14 protein-coding genes are annotated in these 13,371 nt (G+C 61.7%); 3 read left to right on the top strand and 11 right to left on the bottom strand.

The window, feature by feature from the left end; all coding sequences use genetic code 11:
- Positions 1-3 precede the first annotated feature (3 nt).
- The 10 genes from IU397_RS18025 to IU397_RS17980 all read right to left on the bottom strand — a co-directional run bounded on the left by IU397_RS18025 (position 4) and on the right by IU397_RS17980 (position 8,993).
- Positions 4-534, bottom strand: a complete 531-nt coding sequence (locus IU397_RS18025) for a hypothetical protein (RefSeq protein WP_204416448.1) — start codon at positions 532-534, stop codon at positions 4-6.
- Positions 535-613: 79 nt separating this feature from the next.
- Positions 614-1,408 (bottom strand): creatininase family protein, encoded by a 795-nt coding sequence (locus tag IU397_RS18020; protein ID WP_204416446.1) that lies wholly within the window; start codon positions 1,406-1,408, stop codon positions 614-616.
- The gene (locus tag IU397_RS18015) at positions 1,405-2,325 is read right to left on the bottom strand and encodes an isopenicillin N synthase family oxygenase (RefSeq protein ID WP_204416444.1); all 921 of its coding nucleotides are present in this window, start codon (positions 2,323-2,325) and stop codon (positions 1,405-1,407) included. The genes IU397_RS18020 and IU397_RS18015 overlap by 4 nt, the downstream gene beginning before the upstream one ends.
- Positions 2,322-2,954, bottom strand: coding sequence for an NAD(P)H-dependent oxidoreductase (locus tag IU397_RS18010; RefSeq protein WP_204416442.1), 633 nt, complete (start codon positions 2,952-2,954; stop codon positions 2,322-2,324). Before IU397_RS18010 ends, IU397_RS18015 begins: the two co-directional genes overlap by 4 nt.
- Entirely contained in the window at positions 2,955-3,536 is a 582-nt protein-coding gene (locus IU397_RS18005) for an NAD(P)H-dependent oxidoreductase (RefSeq protein ID WP_204416440.1), read from the bottom strand.
- A 91-nt stretch (positions 3,537-3,627) separates the two neighbouring features.
- On the bottom strand, positions 3,628-5,031 hold the full coding sequence (locus tag IU397_RS18000) for an FAD-binding oxidoreductase (protein WP_204416438.1): 1,404 nt from the start codon (positions 5,029-5,031) through the stop codon (positions 3,628-3,630).
- Positions 5,028-6,293, bottom strand: coding sequence for a cytosine deaminase (locus tag IU397_RS17995; RefSeq protein WP_204416436.1), 1,266 nt, complete (start codon positions 6,291-6,293; stop codon positions 5,028-5,030). The genes IU397_RS18000 and IU397_RS17995 overlap by 4 nt, the downstream gene beginning before the upstream one ends.
- Positions 6,293-7,147 carry an ABC transporter permease gene (locus tag IU397_RS17990; protein ID WP_204416434.1) on the bottom strand — a complete coding sequence of 285 codons (855 nt, stop codon included), beginning with the start codon at positions 7,145-7,147 and terminating at the stop codon, positions 6,293-6,295. The genes IU397_RS17995 and IU397_RS17990 overlap by 1 nt, the downstream gene beginning before the upstream one ends.
- Positions 7,144-7,881 (bottom strand): ABC transporter ATP-binding protein, encoded by a 738-nt coding sequence (locus IU397_RS17985; protein WP_204416562.1) that lies wholly within the window; start codon positions 7,879-7,881, stop codon positions 7,144-7,146. The genes IU397_RS17990 and IU397_RS17985 overlap by 4 nt, the downstream gene beginning before the upstream one ends.
- A gap of 110 nt (positions 7,882-7,991) precedes the next feature.
- Positions 7,992-8,993 (bottom strand): ABC transporter substrate-binding protein, encoded by a 1,002-nt coding sequence (locus IU397_RS17980; RefSeq protein ID WP_204416432.1) that lies wholly within the window; start codon positions 8,991-8,993, stop codon positions 7,992-7,994.
- A gap of 224 nt (positions 8,994-9,217) precedes the next feature.
- On the opposite strand from IU397_RS17980, the gene IU397_RS17975 reads away from it, so the two are divergent.
- Genes IU397_RS17975 through mnmH form a run of 3 tightly spaced genes read left to right on the top strand, consistent with a single transcriptional unit; the run spans position 9,218 to position 11,136 of the window.
- The gene (locus tag IU397_RS17975) at positions 9,218-9,616 is read left to right on the top strand and encodes a RidA family protein (RefSeq protein WP_204416430.1); all 399 of its coding nucleotides are present in this window, start codon (positions 9,218-9,220) and stop codon (positions 9,614-9,616) included.
- Between the two features lie 53 nt (positions 9,617-9,669).
- Positions 9,670-10,077 (top strand): DUF4149 domain-containing protein, encoded by a 408-nt coding sequence (locus IU397_RS17970; protein WP_204416428.1) that lies wholly within the window; start codon positions 9,670-9,672, stop codon positions 10,075-10,077.
- 15 nt (positions 10,078-10,092) lie between these two features.
- On the top strand, positions 10,093-11,136 hold the full coding sequence (gene mnmH, locus IU397_RS17965; RefSeq protein ID WP_204416427.1) for a tRNA 2-selenouridine(34) synthase MnmH: 1,044 nt from the start codon (positions 10,093-10,095) through the stop codon (positions 11,134-11,136).
- 3 nt (positions 11,137-11,139) lie between these two features.
- Here the strand turns inward: mnmH and selD are convergent, their stop codons facing one another.
- Positions 11,140-13,323, bottom strand: a complete 2,184-nt coding sequence (selD, locus tag IU397_RS17960) for a selenide, water dikinase SelD (RefSeq protein ID WP_204416425.1) — start codon at positions 13,321-13,323, stop codon at positions 11,140-11,142.
- Between the last annotated feature and the right edge of the window lie 48 nt (positions 13,324-13,371).

The following is a 13,371-nucleotide window of genomic DNA, read 5'->3' as shown; positions in this document are numbered from 1 at the left end:
TGCTCAGATATCCTGGCCCTTGTCCAACAGCTCTTCGATCAATTCGCGTTGCAACGTGCCGCTATCGCCACCGCCAAAGCTTAGGGCGCCGCCTGTGTAAAGCGTGCCATAGGTCTTTGCGACGTTCACCGTTTGCCCGATGCCAGAGATGACCTGGTTCTTTTCCAGCGGTGACAGCGGATGAATGAACGTGGCCCAAAGCCGCCCTTGTGCAATGGCATAGCGGGCATCCAGGGCGGTGTCGAAATTGGCCTGCATGACCCGCAGCAATTCGTCCGCAGACATGGCGCTGGCATCGCGGATGGGCACCATCGCCCGCATCCGGTCTGCGCCCGGATCCGTCACGATCACAATCGGCACGTCGCTGAGCGTCAATTGGAATGCGGTGCCCAATGCCTCGGTCTCGGGGTCCAGCGCCTTGAGGATTTCGCCCAACCGCTCCAGTGTCATGGGCGGTTCGGTGGCCGGATCATCCTGTGCAGCTGCGCAGGTTACGGTGAAAATCAAGGCGATAGCGGCAAGAAGGCGGGCCATGGTGAATTCCTTTTTCTCTTTCAGGAACGCTACACCCGCAATCTTGTGCGGCGCCATGCAAGGTTTGGTGAAAGATGTGTCAAAGCCGGGGCTGTGTGGCCTCCAGGCCGTCAAGGCTATGCCCGGCCACCTGTTTCAAAAGCCGCACAAGGCCCGCAACCTGGTGGGCGCAGGTGGCCTGGCCCTTCTCAGCCGTGGCCGCCGCCGCATTGCCAACCGTCCCGGCAGGGTTCAGGTCGGACGCGACCCAACCATAGGAAATCGGCCCGATCGGCGGAATGGCCGCTCCTTGGGCGGTTGAGCGAAAATCAGCGGCCCGTTCCATATCCACAGTGTCGGGCCGGAAGGCGCGCATAAGCGAGGTTTCAACATCTCCCCCATGGATGCCGAACGCCAGTTCATGGTCGGAATACATGCTCGCAGGATGGCCGAAGCTGCCCCATTGGCATTTGACGGCGAGCATCGCGGCCCGCACCCGCAATTCCCGCGACAGGATCGAGATCAGATCGAGGTTGCCGCCATGGCTGTTTACAATCACGATCTTGCGGACCCCCGCACGTGCAACCGACAGCCCAATGTCAAGCCAGGCCGCCAGGGCGGTTTCCGCCGGCAGAGTCAGGGTGCCGGGCGCATGGATATGCTCGTTCGATTTGCCGATGGATTGAATGGGCAGGATGCGGATATCCAGATCATCGGGGCAGGTGGCACGCAACTGGTCCAACATGCCCTGGGCAATCATCGTGTCGGTGCCCACCGGCAGATGGGGCCCGTGCTGTTCAACCGCCGCCGTCGGGAGAATGGCGATGGTGCGCATGGGGTCGATCTGGGCATATTCCGTGGTGCGATAGTCCGCCCAGTCCAAGCGACGGTTCATGGCGCAGCCGTGGCTGTATAGGTGGCCTCCAACCGCGACCGCAGGTAATCCGCCCCCGTGATCGGCGGATAAAGCGCCGCCCCCGTGCCGGGCAGCGCTGTGATCACCGCATCCGGGTTCGGGTCCAAAAAGAACGCGATAGACCGGCGGCGGCGTCGCGGCGGCAAGACCCGGTGCGGGGTCGAGATATATATGTCATTGGTCCACCGCATCAGGCAGTCCCCGATATTGACGACGAACGCACCCGGAACGTGGGGCACATCGGTCCAGTCCGCGCCGCGTGGTTTGACCTGCAGCCCCGCCTCACCATCCGTCATCAAAAGCGTGAGCGAGCCATAATCCGTATGCGCTCCGGCCCCGATCCCCGCCGCATCTGGATTGGCCGGGTAATGCAGCAACCGCAGCACGGCCAGGGGTTGGTCCAGCGCACCGTCGAAGTGGTCGCCCTCCAATCCAAGATCCCGTGCAATCGGGTGATGCAGTGCCATGCCAAGCTGGTGCAGCGCGTCATAATAGGCCAGCATCGTCGCCCGAAAACCCGGCAGGTCGGGCCACACATTGGCAGCGCGAAACGCTTCGCCCGCAGCAATCCGCGGATCATCAGTGGCCAGGTCGAACCCGATGTTGAACGCCTCCTTCTGGTCGGTTTGACCCGTGCTTGTATCGTCCAGGTTCTCTGACCCGAACGCGACCCAGCCGCGATTGGCCCCGCCAACCCGAATGTCCAGTTTGGCCTTCGCCTCAACGGGCTGGGCAAAGAACGCGTCCGTCTGGTCAAAGACGGCCGCGATCAGGTCATCCTCCACCCCATGCCCGTTCAGCAGGAAAAATCCGGTATCGCGGCAGGCCCGACCCAGACCAGTGGCAAATCGCGCCGGGTCGCGCCCGTGATCCGTCCAGTCCAGCACCGGGATCATGCCGTGGCTTCCCGGGGCCGCCGCCGGCTGCGCGATCCGGTAAAGCGGCTCATGGTCGCCCCGACGCGGGCCAGATGGCGCGCCCGGCTTTCAGGGGTGGAACTGTCCATCAGGTAGTGGGCCGCAAAGGCGGTGCGCAGTGGCTTGGCACATAAAAACCCGATGCCGCGAAACAGGGTCCGCTTGCCCGGCGCGCCCACCATCTGGGTCAGCCACCAGCTGGCGCCACAAGTGGTGAAAACGGCCATTCCCTTGATATGTTTTAACCCGGGGCGAATGGTGCTGTGGTCACAATCGGGCATCAGGAACGCCACATCAGGCAGTAAAACCCGGTCGAGCCAGCCTTTCAACATCGCCGGCAATCCATACCACCAGGTCGGGTAGACAAAGACCAGCGTGTCGGCCCATTTCACATCTTCGACGTCGCGGGCCACCGGTTCCAGGTTGGCCGGGCAATCCAGATATCCGTCCAACTCGCAGGCGCTCAGCACCGGCTCGAACGTGTCGCGGTAGAGGTCCCTGATACGGTACTCCGCCCCCGCCTCCCGTAATTTGTCGGTCACGACCCCCAGGATCGCAGCGTTAAAGCTGTCGGGTTTGGGATGACAGTAGATGACCAGCGCGCGCATTCAAAATGCCTCCATTTCGCGTTTTACTTGTCTCAGAAAGCGGGTGCGCCGGGTCTGATCGGCGCGGTTCATGTCATAAAGAGCGAGGTACCGCATCTTGCGCGGGCGACAGACATGCCAGACGGCACGCTTCACGCAATGCCGCGGTGGATCCCCCGCCAGCACGGCCCGCATCCGCGTCCCACCATAGGTGGTGACGGCGGCCAGCTTGCGGATATGGGTCAGGTTCGGTTTCACTTTGCCATCGACCAATGTGAACGAGACGCCGGGCAGAAAAACCCGGTTCAGAAACCCCTTCAGGATCGCCGGATAGCCGAAATTCCAAACCGGGAAGACCATGACCAGGGCCTGAGCCGCCTTGACCCGCTCCGCGTAAGCCTGCACGGGTTCACAATTGGCCGGGGCGTCGTGGTAGCCGCGCCGCTCCGCCTCTGACAAGACGGGGTTGAACCCCTCGGCGTTCAGGTCACAATCGTCCACGTCCCAGCCACGCTCTTGCAGGGAAGACACCACCTGACCATGCAAAGCTGCCGAGAAACTCTCGGGGCAGGGATGGGCAAACAGGACAAGGGCGCGCGTCATCGCCGCCCCGTTCTTATTGTTAAAAATACTCTCGGGGGGATTTGCCCGCCAGGGCAAGGGGGGCAGACTGCCCCCAATCCCCGCCCGCCGGTCATTCCGCGGCCTTGATATTGGGGTAACTATACATCCGGTCAAAGGCCCAGTTCGGATCGTCCCAGGCGATCATCTTGCCGGGATTCAACAGCCCCTTCGGATCGGCCTCCCGCTTGAAGGCCAATTGCCGGTCATCGACCGTTTGCCGCCCGCCTTCCTCCAAGGTGTAGCGGTGCGGGTTAAAGATCATGGCGCCGATATCCTCATGGTGGCGAATGATCTCGTCCAGGCGTTCTTCGGTGGTGAATTTCACCAGTGTCAGACCTGCAAACATGACCTTCCCGTTTTCGCGCAGGGCTTCCAGGTGCTGTAGCAACTCCCCGGGAAAGGCCGCGCGGATCTGTTCGATCTTCTCCAGGTGATCGGGAAAGCCATATCGCACCTGCAGATACGTGATCGACGGATCAACCTTTAGCGCGCGTAAAGTTGTGTGGTTCCAGCCATATTCGAAAACCAGGCCCGGGGAGCGGTCCCAACCGCTCTCATCATCCGAGCGGTAGATCAGGCGGCACCCCGGGCGCCGGGCCAGGAAGGTTTGGAAGGCATCCATGGCATGGGGTGCAACCATCAGGCCAATGAGGTTGGTTTCTGCCGTCACATGGGGCTTTACGCGCGTAAAGTATTCATGGGCCGTGGGCGCCTCGAACACGGTGGCCAGCTTGATTAGGATGCCGTCTTCGTTCGCGATATCCTGGGCGAACAAAGCCGCCTCGGCAAAGTCATCGGTGGCCACGAACAGATGGACCCAGTCATAAGCGGGGGCCAGTGGAACCTCGACCTCGGTAATGATCCCGTTCGTGCCGTAGGCGTGGCTGACCCGGGCCAGTTCCTGGCCGGTAAATTCCAGAACGCGCGGTTCCTCTTCCATCGTCACGACCCGCAAGCGCAGGATGTTCCCCAGATCCCGCAGCGAGCCCCAGGTGCAGGATCCGACCCCGCCAGAGCCGCCCGCAATGAACCCGCCAATCGTCGCCGTGGCCCAGGTGCTGCTGAACATCCGGATTTCCTGTTGCGAATCTGCGATGCAGGCGGTGTCGAGGTCTTTCAGCAGGCAGCCGGGTTCGACGATGACGCGGCCGGGATGGATCTCTTTCACCGCGGCCATGTTTTTGAGGTGCAGGATGCAGCCGCCCGCCAGTGGCATGGCCTGCCCGTAATTGCCTGTGCCCGCACCCCGGGTGGTTACCGGCACGTCATGGGCATAGCAGACCCGCAGGACCTCGATCACCTCGGCCTCACTCCTGGGCGAGACGACGAAATCGCCCACCAAATGGTCCAGCCGGGCCTTCAGAACGGGTGAATACCAAAAGAAATCGCGGCTTTTGGCCTTGAGCGATGTGGGATTGTCGTCAATCTCCAGGTGCGACAGGGCGGCTTTGGCGGCGTCTATGTTGGGTGTCATGCAGGCTCCATCAGGTCGTCAAGCTCGGCATAGTCGGGCAGGGTACGGTCAATCGATTGGCCCTCCCGCAGCACGATCCGGTCCGATTGCGGGCGGGAAAACAGCTCGGTCCAGTTCCGCGCCTTGCAGATCACCAGATCGGCCGGCGATCCGACCGCAAGGCTGGGCGCCGAAAATCCACAGGCCGCGGCGGGATGGGTCGTGAAGGCGCGGGGCCAGTCGTGGCCCGCATGGTCCAGATGGCCAATCCGGGTGGCCTGGCGCATCACCTCCAGCATATCCAGATCGCCGTAGGCGTAGAACGGATCGCGGGTATTGTCGGAGGCAAAGCTGACGGGGATGCCGCGTGCGGCCATTTCATGCACCAGGGTGATGCCGCGATTGCGCGGGGTTCGGCCCCTGTGGCGATCTTGCAGGTAGAGGTTGCACAGGGGCAGGGAGACCACGCTCAATCCGGCTTTCGCGACCAGATCCAACGTGTCCATGGCCCGCGCCTCGTCTTGCGTGGACAGGGAACAGCAATGGCCCACGGTGACGGGTGCAGCAAAACCCGTCTCCAACACGGCCAAACTTATCGCGCGTAAAGTTTCGCTGGACGGATCCATGGTTTCGTCCACGTGGAAATCGGCATCCAGCCCGCGTTCGGCGGCCATGGTCAAAAAACCGGTGAGACGCTCTGCCAGATCATCGACCGGGTAGGTCACCATACCCAGGACACCGCGATGTTCGGTGACCAGATCGGCGGTGTGGCGAAACTCGCCATCGGTGGAGAACTTTTCGCAGCCGATCAGACAGACGCCTTGCAAATCGATCCGACCTGTCCACTCGGCGCGCAGGTCGGAAAAAGCGGGCCAGGTGATGTCATCTTGCGGCGGCACGCTGTCCAGATGGGTGCGGATCGCGCGGGTGCCGTGGGCATAGGCGCAGCGCAGCGCGAAATCGGCCCGGCGACGCACATCTTCGGCTGTCCAGTGCGCCACACGATCCTGGCCCACGGTTGTCAGCGCGCCCATGAACGTGCCGTCCGGGTTGGGGGAGCGCGGCCAGATATGCCCCTTATCCAGATGGGTGTGCATGTCGACAAAGGCCGGAAAAACCATCGCCCCGCCCATATCGACAGCAATCGCCTGCGGGGCGGCGATTTTGCCATCGGCCAGGGAAATCTCGGTCCGGATCAGGTCACCGGGCTGATCCAGAAAGCAGGCGGGGATGTGGACGTTTTGGAGGGTCACGGGGCCGCTGGGCAGAACGCGAAACTCCATCAACTCTCCCTGTTCAGCGCACTCTCGTGCCATTTGCGCAGCGACAGGTGCGAGATCAAGGAGGTCGCCGCGAAAATCATGATACCCAAGCCGGAGATCAGGAAAAGGGCGGCATAGAGCCGGGCAAAGTTGTAGCGGTAGCTTGCCTCCAGCAGGGTCGAAGCGAGACCCAGGCCAGTGCCCGAGCGGCCGATGACAAACTCTGCCACAACCGCGCCGATCAGGGCGAGCCCGCCTGCGATTTTCAGGCCACCCAGGAAGAAAGGCAAGGCGGAGGGGATGTCGAGGAAAATCAGCCGTTGCCAGCGTGTGGCGCCATAGATCGTGAACAGGTCGCGCAGGTTATGGTCTGCGCTTTTCAGGCCAATCGTGGTGTTCGACAGGATCGGGAAGAAGGCCACGATCCAGGCACAGATCAACGCGGCGGCAAAGGCGCTGTCGACATAGATCTGGATCAGGGGTGCCACCGCGATGACAGGCGTCACTTGCAGGATCACGGCATAGGGGAAAAACGACATCTCCGCCCATTTCGATTGGGTGAAAAGCACGGCGAGGGCCACGCCACCGATCACCGCCAAAGCCAGGGCATAAAGCGACAATTTTGTGGTGACCCAAGCCGCGGCTGACAGCAGCCCCCAATCGGTAAACATCGTTTGGAACACCATGGCTGGGCTTGGCAGGATGTAATGCGGAACCTCGTTGATCGTGACATAGAGGTGCCAGGCCAGCAGGGTCAGCGCCATTACGATCACGGGGAGGGTCCATTTGGCGACCAGTTGGATCCGGGCCAGGCGGGCGCGCCGGAGTTCTTCGCTGTCCATCGTCGGGGTCGGGGCGTCGCTGGCGATGGTCATGCCGCTATTCCCATGGCGTCGTGCAGCGCGTCGGAGGCGGCGCGGCAATGGGCGGCATATTCGGGCGTGGTGCGGAACGCCTCGGCCCGGGGATAGGGTTCGTCTACTTCCAGCGTACGGATGACGCGACCCGGGCGGGCAGCCATCACAACGATACGGTCGCTGAGGAACACGCTTTCGAAAACGGAGTGGGTGACGAAGATCACGGTGCAGCCCGTTTTGGTTTTCAGGTCCAGAAGATCGTTGTTCAGCTTGAACCGTGTGATTTCGTCCAAGGCGGCAAAGGGTTCATCCATCAGGATCAGCCTCGGATTGGTAACCAACGCGCGGGCGATGGAAACGCGCATCTTCATGCCGCCCGATAGTTCGCGCGGATAGGCATTTTCGAACCCCGACAATCCGACCAGATCCAGGGCGTTGCGGATGGCGTCAGCCACTTCGGCCCCTGATTTGCCGCGCAGGCGGAATGGCAGGGCCACGTTCTTGGCCACGGTGGTCCACGGCATCAGGGTCGGTTCCTGAAAGACGACGCCAAGGTCCCCTTGCCCTGTCCCGCCGGACCATTCGATACGCCCCGTGGTTGGCGTCATCAGCCCCGCGATCAGGCGCAGGGCCGTTGATTTGCCGCAGCCGGACGGGCCGAGCAAAGATATGAAGTCACCTTGATTGACGTCTAGTTGCATGCCTTTCAATGCCACGATGTCGGCCCCGAACACCTTGTCCACGGCTGACATCCGCAAGACAGGCGGACGCGATCCTAGGGGGAGGGGGGCTTGCATGTAGAACGGCTCCAACAGATGCGACCGGGCACCCCGAGGGTCGCCCGACCGGTCACGCGCAAGGGTCAGTTGCTGGGTTTCAGGTCCATGCCAACGCCTTCCCCGACATAATCGGTGGTGAACGACGCTTTCCAATCGATACCTTCGTCGATGACACCCGCTGTGACCATCTTGTTGAAGAAATCGCCAACTTTCTCTTCGGTCATTACGCCGATGCCCATGGTTTCTGCATCACCGGATTCGACGATGCCTTCGGTTTTCATCTTGTCGATGGCAAAGGCGATCTTGTCGTCGGTCATTTCGGGGTTCGCGGCCTTGATGGCCTCGTTCGCGGCGGCATTGTCCCCGTAAAGGTAGCTGTACCACCCTTTGATCGATCCTTCGACAAAGCAGGTTACGGCCTCAGGCGTGTTGGTGATGGTGTCGGCCATCGTTTCAATCGTTGTGGCGTAGCTGGAATATCCGTTATCGGCGATCAAGAAGATGTTGGGTTTGAACCCGCCTTCCTTTTCCACCAGATAGGGCTCTGAGCTGAGGTATCCCTGCATGCCTTTCTTGCTATCCGCCAGAAAGGGACCGGGGTTGAACGTGTAGGGTTCCCGTTGTTCGGCGGTGAAGCCATGTTCGGCGATCATCCACTGGTAATAGCTTTGGTAGCCATTGTCGCCGATCAGGAGGGTCAGGTCCTTGAGATCTTCCCAGCTTTCGGCTTCACCGGGATGGGCCACGATAACTTGGGGATGCTTTTGGAAAATGGCGGCCACAGCCACGACCGGAATGTTTTCTTTCACCGCCAGAAAGGCCTGGAGCATGTCGCCGCCCATGTGAAAGTCGATCTTGCCCGCCAGCATCAGTTGCCGGTTGTTCACCTGGGGCCCGCCCGAGACGATTTCGACATCGAGGCCACATTCCGCATAGGTGCCGTCAGCCACGGATTGGTAAAAACCGCCATGTTCTGCCTGTGCCAACCAGTTTGTGCCAAAGACGACCTTCTTTGCATGGCCATCCGCGATGGCGGGACCGGCAAGTGCCAAGGTGGCAAGGCTGATGGTCAAAAATTTGGTCATAGATACTCCCCCGAGATACGCTCATTCGCGCGTAGCCTGCCGGTGGAGCCTGTGGGGTGCCACCGGGCGGCCCATTTCTGTGGGGTAGCTTACGATGAGTTGCGAACAAAACCAGCAAAACCTGATCGCGCTGCCCGGTTTTTAGGCGCCTGTTCGCGCGTTGGTAGGGAAAGCCGCGATATGCCATTGTGGCCTGTGCCAGCCGACGTGGAAGACACTTCACCATGCGCAAGATCCTGACTGCCCCTTCGATTCGACCGCCCTTTGCCAGATATGCCCATGGTGTGGGCGTGCCCGCCGACTGGCGGTTTCTGGTGACGTCTGGCCAGTTGGGAATTGCGCCAGATGAGAGCATACCGCCGGATGCGCGCGGACAGGCGGATCTTATTTTCAAGGCATTGACGGTGATCCTGGCCGAGGGTGACATGGCGCCCGAAAACGCGATCCGCCTGAATGCTTTCGTGACTGACAGGGCCCATATGACGGCCTACATGGCGGCGCGCGATGCCTGGCTGGCCGAGGTGCCGAATGATGACTTGCCCGCCTCGACCCTGGTCATCGTGTCTGGCTTCACCCGCCCCGAGTTTCTGGTCGAGGTCGAACTGACGGCCGCGGCCCCCTGACTTGGGGCAGGGCTGATCTATCTTTCGGACAGACGCGGATGATGGAGGCGGCCATGGATGTCTTGGCTTTGTTGATGACGGCATTTCTGTTTGGGGGCATGACGCTTTACTCATTTGGCTTTGCGCCATTTCTGTTCAACGCATTGCCTGCCGAAACGGCGGGGCCGCTGATCCGCAAGGCCTTTCCCTGGTATTATCTGTTCGTGATCGGTGCCGCTGTGGTGGCCGGTGGCATGCTGCTCGCCCGGGATTGGCTAAGCGCGATGCTGCTGATCGTCGTTGCGGTGCTTGGCGTCATGTCTCGTCAAAAGCTGATGCCCATGATCAATGACGCGCGGGACCGGCAACTGGCGGGGGAGCATGTTGCGAAACGCCGCTTTGCCACGCTGCACGGCGCCTCTGTCGGCATCAACTTTGTTCAGCTTGGTCTGGTGGCCTGGGTTCTTGTTCGCTTTCTTTAACGCTATTGCTGGGCCATGGCCTACACTCTCCCTGATTTGACGACTCTTGCCGCGCTGCCCTTTGACACTGTGATCGATGTGCGCAGCCCTTCGGAATATGCCGAAGATCATCTGCCCGGCGCGATCAACTTGCCGGTGCTGACGGATGCCCAGCGGGCCGAGGTTGGCACGATTTACGTACAAGACAGCCCCTTTCGGGCCCGCAAGATCGGCGCGGCATTGGTTGCCAAAAATGCGGCCTGTCATTTGGAAACGGCCCTCGCGGACAAGGATGGCGGATGGCAGCCATTGGTCTATTGCTGGCGTGGTGGGCAACGGTCGGGATCGTTCGGGTCAATCCTGTCGCAGATCGGGTGGCGGGTCGAGGTTCTGGAAGGGGGATATCAGACCTATCGCCGTGCCGTTGTCGATTGCCTGTACAAAGCTGACCTGCCGCATCGCGTCGTTCTGGTGGATGGCCATACCGGCACCGCCAAGACAGAGATCCTGCACCGGATCAAAGCCCTGGGGGGTCAGGTCCTTGATCTTGAAGGGTTGGCAAATCATCGCGGCTCTGTCTTGGGGCCAAGGCCGGATGGGCAACCGGCGCAAAAGGGATTTGAAAGTGCGATCATTGCGGAGATGTCCGGCATCGACCCGGCCCTGCCTGTCTTTGTGGAGGCGGAGTCTAGCAAGGTTGGCGCGCGGTTGGTGCCGCCGACCTTGTGGTCGGCCATGCGCGCGGCACCGCGGATCCGATTGGTCGCTTCCCCCGCGCAACGGGCCGGCTATCTGGCCCGCGCCTACCGGGATCTTGTGGCAAAACCCGATGATCTGAAGCTGCTGCTGGGCAAGTTGCTGCCCTATGTCGGCCGGGAGAGGCTGGCCGCCTGGATGGATTTGGTCGACGCGCAGGAATTCACGACCCTCGCCCATGACTTGATCGTCCGGCATTACGACGCGCGCTATGCCAAAAGCGGAAGTGGTCACGACCCGGTTGCCGAGATCAAAGTGACTTTTGATCCTGCTGGGATCGATCGGGCCGCGACCCGGATCATGGGGCTGGCAGACACGTTGTAACCGTCACCGTAGGGTGATCGCTGGTGGACCATCGACCATCTGCCCGATTTGGCTAGCCTGCATCCCGGCGCCCCGGAGTTGTTTGATCAGGTGCTGGGCGTCGTCGGCCGGAACGGCGGCGAGCAGACCACCCGCCGTTTGAGGATCGAACAAAAGCCATGACGCGGGTGTCTCTTGCAGATCGTTCAAATAGGCTTCGCTGTCCTGTCTGTTGGCCGCGTAGAGGGTCGACCGAATGCCTCGGGATGCGAGGTCTGTCGCACCGCGATAGATAGGAATATCTGCCAAATGGATCTGTGCCCCGATGCCGGAGGCTTGGCACATGCGCAGCAAGTGACCGGCCAGGCCAAAGCCAGTGACATCGGTCATGGCATGGGCATGGCCGAGAATGCGAGCGGCGGCCCCCTGTGGCTGGGTCATATGCCTCCAGACATTGGCGACCCAGTCCCCTTTGGCGCGGCCCTGCATTTCCGCGGCGAGGACCGTGCCCGCACCTATAGGGCGGGTCAGCACCAGGGCATCGCCAGCGCGGGCCCCGTCCTGTCCCACGGGCGGCTGATCGCATAGGCCGGTGATGGTAAAGCCCACGGTCAGTTCCGCGCCGACCGTGGTATGCCCACCGGCCAGATCTGCCCCTGCGGCCCGAAACACGTGGGTCGCGGTTTCCATGATCTCGTTCAGCGTTGCAGCCTGCATCGGACCGGACAGGGGCGGCAGGATGATGTTGGCTGTTGCGGCCTGGGGGGCGGCGCCCATGGCCCAGACATCCCCCAGCGCATGGGTCGCTGCGACCCGGGTCATCAGGACAGGGTCATCGCTGAACGCGCGCAAATGATCCGTCGTCAGAACCTGGCGCTTGTCCCCAAGCGTCAGGATGGCGGCATCATCCCCAGGCCCGATGGTGACATCCGCCCGTTGTACCGCCGGAAGCCGGTCCAGCGCTGCGGTCAGTGTGGCGGAGGCGACCTTGGACCCGCATCCGCCACAAAGGGGCTGTGCATCTAAGGCGGCTGACACGCCCACCGCTGCCTCCCGCGGTGGGGCGGGCTTGGGCATGACAGGCAGGTTGGTGAATTTTTCCATGAAGTCCCGGTCGATCTTGTCCTTCAACCGCCATAGCCAGGGACCGGAGGGCGCCAGGGCGTAACCCTCTGCCACGGCATCTTTTGCGCCCAGAGAGATCAGTTTGAGGAACCGCTTTTGCGGTCTGTAGGCCGTGCGCTGGGCGCGGCTCAGGTCGGCGCGCAGGTTACGGTACAGGATCGGCGCCTGACGCACGGCAAAAACCCCGGCTTTGGGCCGTGGTGCATCCAGCATCGTGGCGCAATCCCCCGCAGCGTAGATGCTTGGATCCGTGATAGAGCGCAGGTATTTATCAACGGTCAGAAATCCGTTTTGATTGGCCAATCCCAGTTCCGCGACCCAGTCGTGGGGGCGGGCGCCGGCCGCACCAATGGTCAGGTCTGCCGGGATCAACTGCCCCGCTATGCTGAGCACGCGATCAGCCTGAACCTCCCGAATGACGATATTCTCGAACAGGCGAATGCCAGCGACCCGCATCCGTTCAAAGAGAAGGGCGCGTGCCGTGCCACTGATCCCGTCCAGGACCCTGCCACGTTCGACAATGCTGATATGCGGTGTGGCTTCCAGTGCCTCTAGCCGGTGCGCCATCGCCAGCCCAAGTTCACATCCCGCCACACCGCCTCCGATAACGGCGATCCGGCCCTGCTTGCGGCCATGGGTGACGTCCGCCACGAATTGGTCCCATCTGGCTGCGAACCGGTCCAGCGGTTTGGCCCCGATACCGTGGTCCCGAAAGCCTGGCAGATCCGGCATATCGGCGGTGATCCCCACATTGATGGAGGCGACATCGTACCGGATCGGCGGACGCCCCGGCACATGGATCAGCTTGGCCTCCCGATCCATGCCCATGGCACGGCCCAGAACCAGTCGCGCGCCCGCAAAACGGGCCAGTCGCACCAAATCGATTATTAACTCGTCTTTGGCGTAGTGACCAGCCACATGGCCGGGCAACATACCGGTGTAGGGCGCAGCGGGATCAGGGTTGATCAGCGTCACACGGACACCCGGCAGCGGGCGCATCCCCCATTGCCGCAGAACCAGGGCATGGGCATGCCCACCGCCCATAAAAACAAGATCTCGGGTCAGGGGAAGAGGGGTGTCCATCCTCGAAGGCTCCGCTATGTCCATCGCGTGATAGCCCGACCCAAGCGC

The sequence above is a fragment of the Actibacterium sp. 188UL27-1 genome (assembly GCF_016901225.1).
In the GTDB taxonomy this organism is placed as follows: domain Bacteria; phylum Pseudomonadota; class Alphaproteobacteria; order Rhodobacterales; family Rhodobacteraceae; genus 188UL27-1.
This window is presented reverse-complemented; position numbering and strand designations above follow the sequence as displayed.

What these genes read in the sequence shown, in the direction of transcription:
- IU397_RS18025 (WP_204416448.1), bottom strand. Translation starts at nt 534, where the DNA reads ATGGCCCGCCTTCTTGCCGCTATCGCCTTGATTTTCACCGTAACCTGC.
- IU397_RS18020 (WP_204416446.1), bottom strand. Translation starts at nt 1,408, where the DNA reads ATGAACCGTCGCTTGGACTGGGCGGACTATCGCACCACGGAATATGCC.
- IU397_RS18015 (WP_204416444.1), bottom strand. Translation starts at nt 2,325, where the DNA reads ATGATCCCGGTGCTGGACTGGACGGATCACGGGCGCGACCCGGCGCGA.
- IU397_RS18010 (WP_204416442.1), bottom strand. Translation starts at nt 2,954, where the DNA reads ATGCGCGCGCTGGTCATCTACTGTCATCCCAAACCCGACAGCTTTAAC.
- IU397_RS18005 (WP_204416440.1), bottom strand. Translation starts at nt 3,536, where the DNA reads ATGACGCGCGCCCTTGTCCTGTTTGCCCATCCCTGCCCCGAGAGTTTC.
- IU397_RS18000 (WP_204416438.1), bottom strand. Translation starts at nt 5,031, where the DNA reads ATGACACCCAACATAGACGCCGCCAAAGCCGCCCTGTCGCACCTGGAG.
- IU397_RS17995 (WP_204416436.1), bottom strand. Translation starts at nt 6,293, where the DNA reads ATGGAGTTTCGCGTTCTGCCCAGCGGCCCCGTGACCCTCCAAAACGTC.
- IU397_RS17990 (WP_204416434.1), bottom strand. Translation starts at nt 7,147, where the DNA reads ATGACCATCGCCAGCGACGCCCCGACCCCGACGATGGACAGCGAAGAA.
- IU397_RS17985 (WP_204416562.1), bottom strand. Translation starts at nt 7,881, where the DNA reads ATGTCAGCCGTGGACAAGGTGTTCGGGGCCGACATCGTGGCATTGAAA.
- IU397_RS17980 (WP_204416432.1), bottom strand. Translation starts at nt 8,993, where the DNA reads ATGACCAAATTTTTGACCATCAGCCTTGCCACCTTGGCACTTGCCGGT.
- IU397_RS17975 (WP_204416430.1), top strand. Translation starts at nt 9,218, where the DNA reads ATGCGCAAGATCCTGACTGCCCCTTCGATTCGACCGCCCTTTGCCAGA.
- IU397_RS17970 (WP_204416428.1), top strand. Translation starts at nt 9,670, where the DNA reads ATGGATGTCTTGGCTTTGTTGATGACGGCATTTCTGTTTGGGGGCATG.
- mnmH (WP_204416427.1), top strand. Translation starts at nt 10,093, where the DNA reads ATGGCCTACACTCTCCCTGATTTGACGACTCTTGCCGCGCTGCCCTTT.
- selD (WP_204416425.1), bottom strand. Translation starts at nt 13,323, where the DNA reads ATGGACACCCCTCTTCCCCTGACCCGAGATCTTGTTTTTATGGGCGGT.